Here is a 16,198-nt window from a genome sequence, read left to right as displayed (position 1 = left end):
GTCGGGGTGGATTTCGAGATCAGCATGCCCGGCGGCAAGGGCGGGATGGTTGTGGTGTTTGTGACGGGGACGGCGGTGAAGTTGCGCTGAGTTTGCGACTGGCCTTGTGGGCAGACGATTTAAAATTCTTGGATTGCCGATAGGTTGTTCCGGCGGCGTGTAGTTTTACTACAAATCTTCCGGCATTTCAGCCTTTCGAATGTATAGACGAGTAGTAAAACTACAGAAGAATGGCTTGTGGCCTCCGGCTGCGTTGTGAGAATAATCGTTAAGGTTGGTCTTTTACCATCCGAAAAAGGTGAAACTTTGATGTTCTCTGCCAAAGAGAAAGAAATTTCAGCTATTTCTAACTTTTGTTCGACAGTCCTCCGGGTAGCGGCTTTTCACCAATCACTACAAGCGGCCATTTACACGCCGATCAAGGATAGACCATGACCCTGCCCGTGCTTGCCGAACTGCCCGCCATTCTCCTGCCGTTGGTCACTCGATCCGAGCAGTCGTTCCGTACGGCCGTCGCCGGGCTGGAAGACGATCACGGCTTTGCGAACTGGGCGCCAGAGCGCTGGGCGCAGTTCGCCCGCGTCACCGCCGCCAGCGAGTTTGTCATTGAACAGAGCGTTCGTGACCCTTTGATGTTGCTTGCGCTGGTGCAGTCCGGCGAACTCGACCGGGCCTTCGCGCCGGGCGAACTCTGTGCGCAGATTGCCGCCGCCGTGAATGCCGCGCAAACCGAAGATGAACTCGGTCGCGCCTTGCGCCGTCAGCGCGCGCGCCATCAGGTGCGGATTATCTGGCGCGACCTGACCCGCCAGGCCGACCTGGTGCAAACCTGCCGTGACCTCTCGGACATGGCCGACGCCACCATCGATCAGGCTTACCAATGGCTGTACAGCCGCCATTGCACACAATTCGGCACACCGACCGGTCGGCGCAGCGGTGAGCCTCAACAAATGGTCATCCTCGGCATGGGCAAGCTCGGCGCTGTCGAGTTGAACCTGTCTTCGGACATCGATTTGATTTTCGCTTACCCCGAGGGCGGCGAAACGGTGGGCGTGAAGCGCTCGCTGGATAATCAGGAATTCTTCATTCGCCTCGGCCAGCGCCTGATCAAGGCGCTCGATCCGATGACTGTCGACGGCTTTGTATTCCGTGTCGACATGCGCCTGCGCCCGTACGGTTCGTCCGGCGCGCTGGTGCTGAGCTTTAACGCGCTGGAGCAGTATTACCAGGACCAGGGGCGTGACTGGGAACGCTACGCGATGATCAAGGCGCGGGTGGTGGCCGGCGATCAGGTGGCGGGTGCGCAGTTGCTCGATATGCTGCGGCCGTTCGTTTATCGGCGTTATCTGGATTTCTCGGCTATCGAAGCCCTGCGCACCATGAAGCAGTTGATCCAGCAGGAGGTGCGGCGCAAGGGCATGGCCGACAACATCAAGTTGGGCTCCGGTGGCATCCGTGAGGTCGAGTTTATTGCTCAGGCCTTTCAGTTGATCCACGGTGGCCGCGACTTGAGCCTGCAGCAGCGCCCTCTATTAAAGGTGTTGAGCACGCTGGAAGGGCAAGGTTATCTGCCGCCGGCGGTGATCAGCGAGTTGCGCGAGGGTTACGAATTTCTGCGTTACACCGAGCACGCGATTCAGGCGATTGCCGACCGTCAAACGCAGATGCTGCCGGACGGTGCGCAGGATCAGGCGCGCATCGCCTTCATGCTCGGTTTTGCCGATTGGGATGCATTCCACGAGAAACTGATGTTCTGGCGTGGCCGCGTGGCCTGGCACTTCGCTCAGGTGATCGCCGATCCCGACGAGGAAGAAGGCGCCGAAAGCGAAATGGTGGTCGGTGGTGAATGGCTGCCGCTGTGGGAAGAGGCGCAGGACGAAGAGGCTGCGTGCCGTCAGTTGGAAGAGGGTGGTTTTACTGATGCGAGCAAAGCCCTGAAAGCGCTGGCCGGATTGCGCAGCAGCCCGCAATTACGGGCGATGCAGCGGTTGGGGCGGGAGCGTCTCGATGCCTTTATTCCGCGTTTGCTCGCGCAGGCAGTGGAACACGCCAACCCGGACCTGGTGCTTGAACGGGTGTTGCCGTTGGTGGAGGCTGTTGCCCGGCGTTCGGCGTATCTGGTCTTGCTGACGGAAAACCCCAGCGCCCTGCGGCGCTTGCTGACGCTGTGTGCAGCGAGCCCGTGGATCGCTGAGCAGATCACGCGTTTCCCGCTGCTGCTGGATGAATTGCTTAACGAAGGTCGTTTGTTCAAGCCGCCATTGGCGCCGGAACTGGCCGCCGAGTTGCGCGAGCGGCTGACGCGGATTCCCGAAGATGACCTTGAACAACAAATGGAGGCCCTGCGCCATTTCAAACTGGCGCACCGCTTGCGCGTCGCGGCGTCGGAAATTGCCGGCAGCCTGCCGCTGATGAAAGTCAGCGATTACCTGACCTGGCTGGCCGAGGCGATTCTCGAGCAAGTGCTGGCCCTGGCCTGGCGCCAGACCGTGGCCAAGTACGGCACCCCGCTGCGCACCGACGGCACGTTGTGCGATCCCGGCTTCATCATTGTCGGTTACGGCAAAGTCGGCGGTCTGGAATTGGGGCATGGTTCGGACCTGGACCTTGTATTTATCCACGACGGCGATCCGCAGGCGGAAACCGACGGGCTGAAGTCGATTGATGGCGCGCAGTTTTTCACGCGCCTGGGGCAGCGGATCATTCACTTGCTGACGGCGCAGACCAACTCCGGTCAGCTCTACGAAGTGGACATGCGTCTGCGGCCGTCCGGTGCCTCGGGGCTGTTGGTCAGCTCGCTCGGTGCATTCGCCCGCTATCAGGAAAATGAAGCCTGGACGTGGGAACATCAGGCCTTGGTGCGCGCGCGAGTGCTGGTCGGCAGTCAGGATGTCGGGCAGGCGTTCGAGAAGGTTCGCGCGCAGGTGCTGGGCAAGGCGCGTGATCTGGCGAAGTTGCAACAGGAAGTCAGCGAGATGCGCGCGAAGATGCGCGACAACCTCGGCACCAAGAGCACCGCAGCCGGGACGGCGGCAAATGCTTTCGACGCCACGGCGCCGTTCGACCTCAAGCAGGACGCCGGTGGTATCGTCGATATTGAATTTATGGTGCAATACGCGGCCCTGGCGTGGTCGCACAGCCACCCGCCGTTGCTGCGCTGGACCGATAACATCCGCATTCTGGAAGAGCTGGAGCACGAAGGGCTGATGCCTGCCGAAGACGCCAGCCTGTTGCGCGAGGCCTATAAAGCCTACCGCTCCGCCGCCCACCGGCAGGCCTTGCAGAAGGACGCCGGGGTGATTGCCGGTGACCAGTTTGCCGATGAACGCCGGCAGGTTTTGCGGATCTGGAAAGAGTTGGGGCTAAGCTGAAACACCTTCAAATGTGGGAGCCAGCACCGTTAGTGGTGAGTCTGATGGCCTCATCGCGGGCAAGCCCGCTCCCACAGTGATCTGCGGTGAAATGCAGATGTTGGAGCGGATGCAAAACCCTGTGGGAGCTGGCTTGCCAGCGATAGCGGAGTATCAGACGACAATAATGTTGGATGTGAAGACCCTATTCGCGAGCAAACCCGCTCCCACAGTAGATCTACAGTGTTTGTAGAATTCTCGAGGCGGGGAGGCGTAAATGCCTCCCCGGTTCGTTTACGGAAACCACATGAATATTTTGATCGTTGGGCCCAGTTGGGTCGGTGACATGGTGATGGCGCAGACACTGTTTCAGTGTCTCAAACAACGCCACCCGCAATGCGAAATCGACGTGCTGGCCCCTGAGTGGAGCCGGCCGATCCTTGAGCGCATGCCCGAAGTGCGCAAGGCCTTGAGCTTCCCGCTCGGCCACGGCGCGCTGGAATTGGCGACGCGTCGGCGCATCGGCAAATCCCTGCGCGGCCAGTACGATCAGGCGATCCTGCTGCCCAACTCGCTGAAATCGGCGCTGGTGCCGTTCTTTGCCGGCATCCCGAAACGCACCGGCTGGCGCGGCGAGTTCCGCTACGGCCTGCTCAACGACGTGCGCACCCTCGATAAAGAACGCTATCCGCTGATGATCGAGCGGTTCATGGCTTTGGCTTATGAGCCGAACGCCGAGCTGCCGAAACCCTATCCACGTCCAAGCCTGCAAATCGATCCGGTCACCCGCGAAGCGGCGCTTGCCAAGTTCGGCCTGGCCCTTGATCGCCCGGTGTTGGCCCTGTGCCCCGGTGCCGAGTTCGGCGAGTCCAAGCGCTGGCCGTCCGAGCACTACGCCAAGGTCGCCGAAGCGCGCATTCGCGAAGGCTGGCAGGTGTGGCTGTTCGGTTCGAAAAACGATCACGCGGTCGGCGAAGACATTCGCGCACGTTTGATCCCGGGCCTGCGTGAAGAATCGGTCAATCTCAGTGGTGGCACCTCGCTGGCCGAGGCCATCGACCTGATGTCCTGCGCCGACTCGGTGGTTTCCAACGACTCCGGCCTGATGCACGTTGCCGCTGCGCTGAATCGTCCATTGGTGGCGGTCTACGGCTCGACTTCGCCGGGCTTCACCCCGCCGCTGGCCGAGCACGTCGAAGTGGTCCGTCTGGGCCTCGATTGCAGCCCGTGTTTCGACCGTACCTGCCGTTTCGGCCATTACAACTGCCTGCGCCAGCTGATGCCGGATGCGGTCAACGATGCCTTGCAGAAGTTGCAGGGCTCTGTGGTCGAGGTTCATTAAGTTGCGGGTATTGCTGATCAAGACTTCTTCGCTGGGCGACGTGATTCATGCGTTGCCGGCGCTGACCGACGCCGCCCGGGCCATTCCCGGAATCAAATTCGACTGGGTCGTGGAAGAAGGCTTCGCCGAAATCCCGACCTGGCACCCCGCCGTCGACAAAGTGATTCCGGTGGCGATCCGTCGCTGGCGCAAAAATCTTTGGAAAACCATCACCAGCGGCGAGTGGAAACGCTTCAAACAAAGCGTGCGCGCCAACAAATACGACTTGGTGATCGATGCTCAGGGGCTGCTGAAAAGCGCCTGGCTGACCCGTTACGTCAAAGCGCCGGTGGCCGGCCTCGACAAAGGTTCGGCCCGTGAGCCGATGGCTTCGCGTTTCTATGATCGCAAACTGGCTGTGGCCCGTGGTCAGCACGCCGTCGAGCGGGTGCGGCAGTTGTTCGCCATCGCTCTCGGTTACGACCTGCCCAAAGGCCTCGGCGATTACGGCCTCAACGTCGAACGTCTGGTCGAATTGCCGCGCAAAAACGCCTTTGTGGTGTTCCTGCATGGCACCACGTGGGACACCAAACACTGGCCGGAAGCCTACTGGCGCGAACTGACCGAGCGCGTCGGTTACCTCGGTGTCAGTGTGAAACTGCCGTGGGGCAACCCACAGGAAAAGGCCCGCGCCGAGCGCATTGCCGCCGGTTTCAAACACGCCGAAGTGCTGCCGAAACTCAATCTGGCCGGTGTTGGCAAAGTCCTCGCCGGAGCCCAAGCCTGTGTCGCGGTGGACACCGGTCTCGGCCATTTGGCCGCTGCGCTGGATGTGCCGACCATCTCGCTGTTCGGCCCGACCAACCCGGGCCTGACCGGCGCCTACGGCCAATTGCAGATTCACCTGGCCAGCGACTTCCCGTGCGCGCCGTGCCTGCAAAAGAAATGTACCTATCAACCGACCGCGCAGGATGCCCGTCAGTTTGACCTGAAGCGTGAACAGCCTCTGTGCTTCACGCGACTGAACCCAGAGCGTGTCGCCAGCCGACTGAGCACGTTGTTAATGGCTGAGGAGCTGCGCTGATGCAATTGGCATTCGTCCTGTACAAATATTTCCCGTTCGGTGGCTTGCAGCGCGACTTCATGCGCATCGCCCTCGAGTGCCAGAAGCGCGGTCACCAGATTCGCGTCTACACGCTGATCTGGGAAGGCGACGTGCCGCCCGGCTTCGAGGTGCTGGTGGCGCCGGTCAAGGCGTTCTTCAATCACCGTCGCAACGAAAAGCTCAGCGCGTGGATGGAGGCGGACCTGGCCAAGCGCCCGGTCGACCGCCTGATCGGTTTCAACAAGATGCCGGGTCTGGACGTTTATTACGCCGCCGACGGCTGCTTCGAAGACAAGGCGCAGAACCTGCGCCATTCGCTGTACCGCCGCTGGGGCCGTTATCGCCACTTCGCCGAGTACGAGCGCGCGGTGTTCGCCAAAGACGCGAAGACCGAAGTGTTGATGATTTCCGAAGTGCAGCAGCCGCTGTTCATCAAGCATTACGACACGCCACTTGAGCGTTTCCACCTGCTGCCGCCGGGCATCGCCCAGGATCGCCGCCGTCCGGCAAATGCTGACGAAATCCGCGCCGGTTTCCGCGCTGAATTTAATCTTAAAGATGACGAGCTGCTGCTGGTGCAGATCGGTTCGGGCTTCAAAACCAAGGGCGTCGATCGCAGCCTGAAATCACTGGCGGCTTTGCCCGCCGAGCTGAAGAAGCGCACCCGGTTGTTTGTAATTGGCCAGGATGACCCCAAGTTGTTCCAGATGCAGAGCGCGACTTTGGGTCTGGGCGATAACGTCACGTTCCTCAAGGGGCGCAGCGATATCCCGCGTTTCCTGCTCGGCGCCGACCTGTTGATCCATCCGGCGTACAACGAAAACACCGGTACGGTGTTGCTCGAAGCGCTGGTCGCCGGATTGCCGGTGCTGGTCAGCGCGGTCTGCGGTTACGCCCATTACATCGCCGAGGCGGATGCCGGGCGCGTGCTGGACGAGCCATTCGATCAAGCGCAACTGACGCAGTACCTGACTGAAATGTTGAATGACGACGCTGCACGGGCGGCCTGGAGCCGCAATGGTCTGGCCTTCGCCGAGACGGCCGACCTCTACAGCATGCCGCAGCACGCGGCCGATGTGATTCTGGCGGAGCACGCTTAATGAAGTTGATGCTGGCTGAACCGTTCAAAAGCCTTTGGGCCGGACGCGACCCGTTCGCCGAGGTCGAAGGCTTGCAGGGCGAGGTATACCGCGAGCTGGAAGCACGCCGGACACTGCGCACGGAAGTCGACGGCAACGGATTTTTTGTGAAGATCCACCGTGGCATCGGCTGGGGCGAAATCTTCAAAAATCTGCTGACTGCCAAGTTGCCGGTACTCGGCGCGGGTCAGGAGTGGAAGGCTATCCAGCGTTTGCAGGAAGTCGGCGTGCCGACCATGACCGCCGTCGCGTACGGCGAAAAGGGCAGCAACCCGGCGGATCAGCATTCGTTCATCGTCACTGAAGAACTGGCGCCGACCGTCAGCCTGGAAGACTTCAGCATCGACTGGGTCAAGCAGCCGCCGGCGCCAAAACTCAAGCGTGCGCTGATCGACGAGGTCGCGCGGATGACCGGCATGATGCACCGTGCCGGCGTCAATCACCGCGACTGCTACATTTGCCACTTTCTGCTGCACACCGATAAACCGGTGACGGCAGACGATTTCAAACTCTCGGTGATCGACCTGCACCGTGCTCAGACCCGCGCGAAAATCACGCAGCGCTGGCGCAACAAGGATCTGGCCGCGCTGTACTTTTCCGCGCTGGACATCGGCCTGACCCGCCGCGACAAGCTGCGCTTCCTCAAGGGCTATTTCCAGCAACCGCTGCGCCAGGTCCTGGCGCAAGAAGCGCCGCTGCTGAGCTGGCTCGAAGGCAAGGCCAGCAAGCTCTATGCGCGTAAACAGCGTTACGGGGATGCGCTCTGATGGCGGGTTGGACTCTCGAGCCGCAATACAGCGAACTCGCCGACGATTTTGGCAGCCTCGAAGCTGTCTTTGCGTTGCAGGGTGAACGCCTGACCCGTGACCCGCTGTCGGAAGTGATTCGTGTGCAGCGCAATGGCGTCAACTATTACGTCAAACGCTACGTCGGTGCTGGAAAAGGCTTGCGCCGTTACCTTGGCAAGCCGCGGGTGAAGATGGAATGGCAGAACCTCAAGCGCTTCGCCAAGTGGGGCATTCCCACCGCAGAGGTGGTGGCCTGGGGTCTGGAGCGACGTGGCGCAGCGTATGATCGTGGCGCCATGATCACTCGGGAATTGCCCAACACCGAAGACCTTTCGGCGCTCGCCGAGCGCAAGGATCCGAAACTCAAGGATCGCGCCTGGGTCGATGGCGTCAGTCAGCAATTGGCCGGTTATACCCGGACGATGCATGATCACCGATTTACCCATAACGATTTGAAATGGCGCAACCTGTTGATCGATGATCAGGCCCGCATATTTCTGATCGATTGCCCTAACGGCGAGTTCTGGCGCGGCTTCTGGCTCAAGTATCGGATCACAAAGGATCTGGCCTGTCTCGATAAGCTCGCCAAATACCACCTGTCCAATACCCAACGCCTGCGCTTCTATAAGCAATACCGCCAGTGCGATCGGCTTGATAGCGCCGACAAGAAACGGATTCGGCACGTGGTGAGATTTTTCGAGGGACGCGAATGACTGATTTTCTCGCCGCTGAAGACCGCGCACTGCTTGAGCGCCATGGTCTCGGCACTTTCGACGCACTGTGGACCAAACAGCTTGAAGCTGTGGACGAACCCAATACCGCCCGTGGTGGCTGGAGTAGCGTCTTTCGTCTGGACCTGGAGGGGCAGGGCTATTACCTCAAACGTCAGAGCAACTACCTGACGCGCACCTTGCATGCGCCTTTCGGCGAACCGAGTTTTGCCCGTGAATTTCGTAACATCAGCCGCTATCGCAAACTCGGCATACCGGCGCTGCAAGCAGCGTTCTTCGGTCAGCGCAAGGTCGACGGCGAGGTTCGCGCGATCCTGCTGACCCGGGCACTCGATGGCTGGAGCGATCTGGAGTCGCTGTTGCAACGTTGGGCGCAGCTCAGTGCCGCGCAGCATTCGGCCATCCTCAAGGCCTGCGGACTGCTCGCGCGGCATCTGCACGGTGTGCGCCAGGTGCACGGCTGCTTTTATCCCAAGCATATTTTTCTGCGAGCCACTGGTGACGGGTATCAGGCGCAATTGATCGACCTGGAAAAAACCCGTCCTCTGTTGTTCGGCATGCGCGACCGGATCAAGGATCTGGAACCGCTGCAACGCCGCGCGCCGGAATGGAACGAGGCACAACTGCGTGAATTGCTCGCGGCTTATCTCGATCAGTCGACCGATAGTTCGCTGCTCGATAGCTGGCTCGCCCGGCTGACCGCGCGCCGCAGTCACAAGGAGACGCGCTGATGCAATTGTCCGAGCTCGCCGGTGTCGGGCGAACCCCGCCACTGCCGCTGACCGTGACGCTGGCCGATGCTGCCGGGAGTGCGGATCTGCAATTGCTGAGTTTGCTGCGGGTTTTGCCAGGGCAGCGCTACGTCGGCGCCGGTGTCTGGCGTGGTCGTCCGGTGCTGGCCAAATTGCTGGTCGGCGGCAAGGCCGCCCGGCATTTTCAGCGTGAACTGGAAGGGGTGCGCTTGTTAGCCGCGCAAGGCATGACGACCCCCTTGCTGCTGGCCGATGGTTTGAAAAGTGACGAAGGTGGCTGGCTGCTGTTCGATTTCCTTGAAGGTGCCGAAAGCCTTGGCGATGCCTGGGCAAAGGTCGAGTCGCTGCCGTTGCTCGCTGATGAACAGTCGGCGGTATTGGCCGAGGCGCTGGGCGCCATTGGCCAATTGCACGGCAAAGGCCTCTGGCAGGAGGACCTGCACCTGGACAATCTGCTGCGTCACGGCGGTCAGTTGTACTTGATTGATGGTGCGGGCATTTGCGCAGAAACCGCCGGTCAGCCGCTGTCGCGACAAAAAGTCCTGGAAAACCTCGGCGTATTTTTCGCTCAGTTGCCCAAGGCGCTGGAGCCCTTCACCGAAGAGCTGCTGGTGTATTACTTGTTGAGCAACAGTGAGCACGCATTGCCGCTGGAAGCCTTGCAAAAGCAGATCGACAAAGTGCGTCGCTGGCGATTGAAAGATTTTCTGATCAAGGTCGGTCGCGAGTGCACGTTGTTCAGTGTGCGGCGTGGAGCGTTCGGTCTGCGCGCGATCCGCCGCGAAGAAGAGTCGGCCATGGTGCCGGTGCTGGATCAGGCCGATGCGCTGCTTGATCAGGGCCACCTGTACAAGACCGGTGGTGCGGCGAGCGTCGGCAAGGTTCAGGTGGGTTCGCGCACGCTAGTGATCAAACGCTACAACATCAAGGGGCTTGCGCATTGGCTCAAGCGTTTCTGGCGCCCGAGTCGGGCCTGGCATTCGTGGCGCGAAGGCAATCGCCTGGCGTTCCTCGGTATCGCTACACCCAAGCCGCTGGCGGTACTGGAGAAGCGCTTTTTGTGGCTGCGCAGTCGTGCGTATCTGGTGACCGAGTTCCTGCCCGGGCCGGACATCATCGAGCGCTTTGCGCCGTATGTTGAAAATGGCCTGGCACCGGAAGCGGAGCTGCAGGCGCTGGATCAGTTGTTCGCGAGATTGATTGACGAGCGCATCAGCCATGGCGATTTCAAAGGGCACAACCTGTTCTGGCAGCAGGATCGCTGGGCGCTGATCGATCTGGATTCGATGTGTCAGCATGGATCCGCCGGCAGTTTCGCGCCGGCCTATGCCCGTGACCGTGCGCGATTCATGCGCAACTGGCCGCAAAGCAGCGCGCTCTATCAGGTTATTGATCAGCGTTTGCCGAAAGAAATTTCCAGCGCGACTTGAGTCGAACCACTACAGCAGTAGAGGACAAGATTTAGCGACTTGTCCTACAGCCTCTCCAGATGCCATGAACTGTGCCCTGTTCAGTCCCGATGCTAATTTGCCCAACGACCTTGGAGGGCGAATTTTGACGATCAAACAGGCTGTAACAGTGAGTGCATTTTCATGGGTACTGGCGGGCTGCGGCAGCGTCATGAGCGTATTGCAGGACGATGCCGACGCCGCCCGGGACATGCGCAAACAAAACACCTACTGTCAATCGATTCCGCGGATTTACAGCGGGCTGGCCTTCGATTTCTGCGTGCTGAACGCGCCCCCTGATCCCAGCGGATTTCTGGTGCCGTTCGTGCTGCTGGATCTGCCATTGTCCGGTGTATTCGATACAGTAGCGTTGCCCTATACGGTTTATCGTCAGATCACCGACGGCAACCTTGGTATTTACTGGCGCAAGGGCGGTTATTGAGTCGCAGGGCAAGGTTTCTCCAAACCATTCACCCTGGGGCAATCGCGCAGGGTAATTCCCCTCTCGTTTACGCTATAATCCCGCCCTTTAGCTGTCACTCGCCCTGTGCGAGGGCACATCAATTTTCAAGGCGCATCGCGCCTGCACGCAGACTAAAGAGGCTAGACCCCTGTGGCATTGACGATTCTTGGCCTGTCCGGCGCCCTTAGCCATGATCCTTCAGCGGCCTTGTACATCGACGGCAAGCTGGTGGCGGCGGCTGAAGAAGAGCGCTTCGTACGCGATAAACATGCAAAGAACCGCATGCCCTACGAGTCGGCGAAGTTCTGTCTCGAACAGGCCGGCATCAAACCGTCCGATGTTGACGTGGTCGCGATTCCATTTGCCCCGATCAGCCTGTTCGGCAAGGCTCGCTGGCAGTACGCCAAGCGTTACTGGTATGCCCCGGATCGCGCTCTTGACGCGATCCTGATGGGCAACCGTCGCTACAAGCGTTATCGCAACAAGATTGTCTGGTGCCTCGAGCAACTGGGCTTCGATCCGAAGAAAATCAAGATCGAGCCGGTCGAGCACCACTTGGCCCACGCCTCCAGTGCTTACCACTGCTCCGGTTTCAAAGAGAAAACCGCGATCCTCGGAATCGACGGCAAGGGAGAGTACGCCACGACCTTTTTCGGTTATGGCGAAAACGGCAAGATCCACAAGATCAAGGAATTCTTCGATCCAGACTCCCTCGGCGGCCTGTACGGCGCGATCACCGAGTTCCTCGGTTTCGATATGCTCGATGGCGAGTTCAAGGTCATGGGCATGGCGCCGTACGGCGACGCCAGCAAATACGATTTCTCGCGCCTGGCTTCGTTCGAAAACGGCGAGTTGGTGATCAACACCGACTACGCCAACGTCATTGGCCTGCGTCGTTACAAAGAGAAGGGCAAAGGCTACTACTTCTCGCCGAAGCTGATCGAGTGGCTGGGACCGAAGCGCGAAGGCGACATCGCTGACGAGCCGTACATCCACTACGCCGCGAGCATTCAAGCGCTGTTCGAAAAAATCTCGCTGCAGATGATCGATTACTACCTGGGCGACGTGCTCAAGGAAACCGGCAAACTGGCCTATGCCGGTGGCTGTGCATTGAACGTCAAGCTCAACCAGAAAATCATCGCCCGCGATGACGTCAAAGAGCTGTTCGTGCAGCCTGCGTCCGGCGATGCCGGCACTGCGGTCGGTGCCGCAGCCTACGTGTCCCACGCCCGAGGTGTGCCGGTCGAGAAGATGGAACACGTCTACCTCGGCCCGTCGTACAGCAACGAAGACGTCATCGCCGCCTGCGCCCGTCACGAGAGCAAGCCGACCTGGCGCAAGCTCGACAACATGCCGGAGCAGATCGCCAAGATCATGGTTGACGGCAACCCCGTGGCCTGGTTCCAGGGGCGCATGGAGTTCGGCCCGCGTGCATTGGGCGGTCGCTCGATCATTGGTTGCCCAAGCGTGGCTGGCGTGGCTGATCGCATCAACCACCAGATCAAGTTCCGCGAGCGCTGGAGGCCTTTCTGCCCGTCGATGCTCGACACCGTTGCGCCGCAAATGATCAAGATCGATCACCCGGCACCGTTTATGACCTTCACCTTCGAAGTGGCGGAAGAGTGGAAGACCCGCGTGCCGGAAGTCGTCCATGAAGACGGCACTTCCCGTGCCCAGGTGCTCAAGCGCGAATACAATCCGCGCTACTACGACATGATGAAGGCGCTGGAAAACCTGACCGGTAACGGCGTATCACTGAACACCTCGCTCAACCGTCGTGGCGAACCGATGATCTGCTCGCCGACCGACGCGCTGAACATGTTTTTCGGTTCTGACCTGGAATACCTGATCATGGAAGATATTCTGGTCGTAAAAGCGGGTGTAAAAGGATACGAACTTGACTGAAACACTGATCAGCGTCGTCATTCCGGTTTACAACTATGCGCGAACGCTTCCACGTGCAGTGGAATCGGTGTTGGCGCAGTTGGATGAAGCGACCGCGGATCTGCTGGTCATCGACGACGGGTCGACGGACGATACGCCCGAAGTAATCGAAAAACTCCTGCTCAAGCATGGCGGGCGTTTTCGCGCGTTGCGCAAAAGTAACGGCGGATTGTCGTCGGTGCGCAATCGAGGTCTGGAAGAGACAATCGGACGGTATCTGATATTTCTCGACTCTGATGACGAAATGGCCCCCGGGGCACTGGCGGCGCTTTCACGGCACATCGCCAGTCACCCGCAAAGTCTGATGGTTATCGGCGCGCACTGGTCGGTATTTGCTGATGGAAGACGCAGCCTGCAGGCGGCCAAGCCGCTGCCTGCGACGGCCCGGCAGCGCTTGCAGGGCTACCTGTTGAGCAAGACGGTATCCATTTCAAACGGTGCCTGCGCGATGCATCGCGATGTGTTTGTGTTGGGTAATTACCCGGAGCATTTGCGCAACGTCGAGGACTTACCGGTGTTCGCCCAAGTGCTGGCGCGTTACCCCTGTACCGTTCTGGACATGCCACTGGCGCTGATCTACAAGCATGCGGACAGCATGCGCCATGATTTACGCCAAAGTCTTGCCGCTGGTACGGAACAGGTGGTCAGCGAAGTGTTCTCCAGTCGGCGGATGCCCGAGGAAATGGGGGATTTGCGTCAGGCGTTTCTGGCGCAGCGCTGTTTGTCATTGTTTCGTGACTGTTATTCCCATGGCGAATACAAACTGGCCAAGTCGTTCTATTTTCAGGCCTTGCGCGCGGACTGGCGGACGTTTTCGCGCTGGTCATACACGCGTAAGGCGTTGCGGTTGCTGTTTCGGTAAACGGGTCGCGGAGATTGCGCGGGCCTTGTAACGGATGTCGGTGAGGTGGCTGGGTGAAAGGTACGGGCGGTAGCGTGGCAACTCGAGTCTCCGGAATCATCGACGAATACCCGGTTTGGCTGGCATTTCTGGGCAGTGCGCTGTTATCGCTGATTGCGGTTCTGGGCACCGCGACAGTGGGGCGTGATGCCGCGCTGTATATTGATATCGCGCAACAGGTCACCGAGCACGGGCCTAATGTGGCCTGGGCCACTTTCGACTGGCCATGGTTTTCCTTTCTTCTGGCCGGTACGCATACCGTCCTGCATTTGCCGCTTGAGTTGAGCGCCTATCTTTGGTGCGCGCTGTTTTTTGCCGGCACCAGCGCGCTGATGGTGGACTGCGTACGTCAACGGTCTGCGCAACTCGCCGGTTGGGCGTGTCTGGTGGTATTGGCGATGCCGGCGGTGAACGCCTTTCGCAATGACATCATCCGTGAGTGCGGCTTCTGGTTCTTCTGCACGTTGACGCTCTGGCTCGCGCTTCGCTGGCAAGCGCGTGGCGGCTGGCTGCGGGCGGCATTCATTCATGTGGCTATTGTCGCCGCAGCCTTGTTTCGGCTGGAGGCTTTGCTGCTGGTTCCGGCGTTGGCGCTGTGGCAGTTGCCCAATCTGTGGTCGTCGAACCGACGGATGCGGTTCGTTCAGTTTTCGCTGCTACCGGTTTTGGGGATGCTGGCTGTTTCCGTTACCGGTGTGCTCATGTCGGCGCGCGTGATGCTGTATCTGGACATGATCGAGCCGCACGGTGTGTTTGCTTCCTTCCAGCTCCTGTGCGATCAGTTTGCCAATTCATTGATCAACAAGTACTCCCAGGATGAAGCCGGCCGGATCATTTTCTTTGGCATTCTGGCGACCATGGCCATCACCTTCGTGAAGTTGATGGGCCCGTTCGCCGTTCCCTTCGTGCTGCGGCGCAACTGGGGAGTTCTCGGTACTTACTGGCGTGATTATCGTCCGTTCGCCTGGGCGGCCGTGTTGTATCTGGTGGTGCTGGTGCTGTTTTTCATCAAGCAACAGTTCATGAACACGCGTTATCTGAGCTTTCTGAATCTGTTGTTCGTGCCCGTGCTGGCCATGGGGCTGGCAGCGTTCGTTCGCGAGTTCCCGCGTTGCGGCAAATGGCTGGTGGTTCTGGGGTTGCTGGTGATGCTGTCAAATGTCATTTCCACCGGAGCCGGCAAAACGCATTACGTCGAGGCCGGCCGCTGGATGTCGGCCCATGTCGAGCCAGGGGCGAAGACCTATTTCGAGGATGGACGGATCAGCTATTACGCCGGTCGCGGCTACGTGATGCCGTTACTGACCGCAGAGGAAGCGATGTCGGCAGCTCACGCTGGCGACTATCAATATTTCCTCATCGAGGCCAAAGGTGACGAGCCTTGGCTGAATGATTGGCTGGTGGCGCACAAGCTGCGCATCATCGAGCATTTCGCCAATCGCAAAGGGGCCACCGTGGTGGTCATCGGTCGCTGAGATTTAACCGAGCAGCGGACGCAGGCGCGAGATCAGCGGCGCTTGCCGGCTGCTCGGCAGCGCCTGCCGATAACCTTCGATAAACGTGTCGCCAGCATCCTGGCCCAGCAGCCATTGGCGGTCTTCTTTATAACGCAGCAAGTGAGCGAAGTTGCGCAGGCGTTTGCTGTCACTGAGTGCGCGTTTCTGGCAGCGCAGGTCGGCGATATCGATCAGGCCCAAGCGGTTGTCGGGTGTCAGCACCACGTTGCCGAAATGCAGCGATCGAAAGTACACACCTTTTTCGTGCAGCAGGGCGAAGTACCCGCCCAGCTGGAATCGCAATGAGTCAGCCTCATCGCCAGAACTCTGCAACTGACGCACCGTATTGCCTTCCAGCGGGCTGTAATACACGCAGTCACGTTCGATGCTCGGAATACGATAGACCGCAATGACTTTCGGGCAGAGGATGCCGCGTTGCTCGAGTGCCCGGGTATTGTCGGCAAAGCGTTGTGCATAGGGGTAGAACAGCGCCGAACTGAGCAGCCGCTTGCGGCGGAACAGCTTGAGCATGCGTCCATCGGCCAATCTGAGCACTTTGTCGCCGGAACCGTCGGCCTCCAGTACGTGTGCACCTTTGCGCAGTGCCTCGTAAGTGCTGTGATCAATCGATTGCATATCCGGCTCCCCATCATTAGCGGGGTATCTTAACCGACTTGGCCGAAGGCTGGTTCGAAGTCATGTTTATCGGGGCAAAAACGCGTGTGATATCATCGGCGCCTCACTGAATTGCGCGGATCAC

Annotated in this window: 13 protein-coding genes; 12 read left to right on the top strand and 1 reads right to left on the bottom strand. The window is 59.6% G+C overall.

Annotated features, from left to right (window positions below; all coding sequences use genetic code 11):
* The first annotated feature begins 431 nt into the window (after positions 1 to 431).
* The 12 genes from glnE (at position 432) to ACIF4X_RS17550 (ending at position 15,417) form a co-directional block, all read left to right on the top strand.
* On the top strand, positions 432 to 3,371 hold the full coding sequence (gene glnE / locus ACIF4X_RS17605; RefSeq protein WP_397483121.1) for a bifunctional [glutamate--ammonia ligase]-adenylyl-L-tyrosine phosphorylase/[glutamate--ammonia-ligase] adenylyltransferase: 2,940 nt from the start codon (positions 432 to 434) through the stop codon (positions 3,369 to 3,371).
* A 286-nt stretch (positions 3,372 to 3,657) separates the two neighbouring features.
* Positions 3,658 to 4,692: a lipopolysaccharide heptosyltransferase II gene (waaF, locus tag ACIF4X_RS17600; protein WP_397483120.1), complete on the top strand. Its 1,035-nt coding sequence runs from the start codon at positions 3,658 to 3,660 to the stop codon at positions 4,690 to 4,692.
* A 1-nt stretch (position 4,693) separates the two neighbouring features.
* A complete protein-coding gene (gene rfaC, locus ACIF4X_RS17595) occupies positions 4,694 to 5,755 on the top strand; it encodes a lipopolysaccharide heptosyltransferase RfaC (protein WP_397483119.1) in 1,062 nt (353 codons plus the stop codon).
* Positions 5,755 to 6,876 (top strand): glycosyltransferase family 4 protein, encoded by a 1,122-nt coding sequence (locus tag ACIF4X_RS17590; protein ID WP_397483118.1) that lies wholly within the window; start codon positions 5,755 to 5,757, stop codon positions 6,874 to 6,876. The genes rfaC and ACIF4X_RS17590 overlap by 1 nt, the downstream gene beginning before the upstream one ends.
* Complete coding sequence (rfaP, locus tag ACIF4X_RS17585; RefSeq protein WP_397483117.1) at positions 6,876 to 7,682, top strand: lipopolysaccharide core heptose(I) kinase RfaP; 807 nt, start codon at positions 6,876 to 6,878, stop codon at positions 7,680 to 7,682. The genes ACIF4X_RS17590 and rfaP overlap by 1 nt, the downstream gene beginning before the upstream one ends.
* Entirely contained in the window at positions 7,682 to 8,416 is a 735-nt protein-coding gene (locus ACIF4X_RS17580; RefSeq protein WP_397483116.1) for a lipopolysaccharide kinase InaA family protein, read from the top strand. Before rfaP ends, ACIF4X_RS17580 begins: the two co-directional genes overlap by 1 nt.
* Entirely contained in the window at positions 8,413 to 9,165 is a 753-nt protein-coding gene (locus ACIF4X_RS17575) for a lipopolysaccharide kinase InaA family protein (RefSeq protein ID WP_397483115.1), read from the top strand. The genes ACIF4X_RS17580 and ACIF4X_RS17575 overlap by 4 nt, the downstream gene beginning before the upstream one ends.
* Positions 9,165 to 10,616, top strand: a complete 1,452-nt coding sequence (locus ACIF4X_RS17570) for a lipopolysaccharide kinase InaA family protein (RefSeq protein WP_397483114.1) — start codon at positions 9,165 to 9,167, stop codon at positions 10,614 to 10,616. The genes ACIF4X_RS17575 and ACIF4X_RS17570 overlap by 1 nt, the downstream gene beginning before the upstream one ends.
* A 124-nt stretch (positions 10,617 to 10,740) precedes the next feature.
* Entirely contained in the window at positions 10,741 to 11,076 is a 336-nt protein-coding gene (locus ACIF4X_RS17565; RefSeq protein ID WP_397483113.1) for a YceK/YidQ family lipoprotein, read from the top strand.
* Between the two features lie 171 nt (positions 11,077 to 11,247).
* Positions 11,248 to 13,002 carry a carbamoyltransferase gene (locus tag ACIF4X_RS17560; RefSeq protein WP_397483112.1) on the top strand — a complete coding sequence of 585 codons (1,755 nt, stop codon included), beginning with the start codon at positions 11,248 to 11,250 and terminating at the stop codon, positions 13,000 to 13,002.
* Entirely contained in the window at positions 12,995 to 13,903 is a 909-nt protein-coding gene (locus ACIF4X_RS17555) for a glycosyltransferase family 2 protein (protein ID WP_397483111.1), read from the top strand. Before ACIF4X_RS17560 ends, ACIF4X_RS17555 begins: the two co-directional genes overlap by 8 nt.
* Before the next feature lie 74 nt (positions 13,904 to 13,977).
* Positions 13,978 to 15,417, top strand: a complete 1,440-nt coding sequence (locus ACIF4X_RS17550; RefSeq protein WP_397483110.1) for a hypothetical protein — start codon at positions 13,978 to 13,980, stop codon at positions 15,415 to 15,417.
* Positions 15,418 to 15,420: 3 nt separating this feature from the next.
* Here the strand turns inward: ACIF4X_RS17550 and ACIF4X_RS17545 are convergent, their stop codons facing one another.
* Positions 15,421 to 16,074 carry a toluene tolerance protein gene (locus ACIF4X_RS17545; protein WP_397483109.1) on the bottom strand — a complete coding sequence of 218 codons (654 nt, stop codon included), beginning with the start codon at positions 16,072 to 16,074 and terminating at the stop codon, positions 15,421 to 15,423.
* Between the last annotated feature and the right edge of the window lie 124 nt (positions 16,075 to 16,198).

The sequence above is a fragment of the Pseudomonas sp. NPDC085632 genome, from assembly GCF_044541255.1.
In the GTDB taxonomy this organism is placed as follows: Bacteria; Pseudomonadota; Gammaproteobacteria; order Pseudomonadales; family Pseudomonadaceae; genus Aquipseudomonas.
This window is presented reverse-complemented; position numbering and strand designations above follow the sequence as displayed.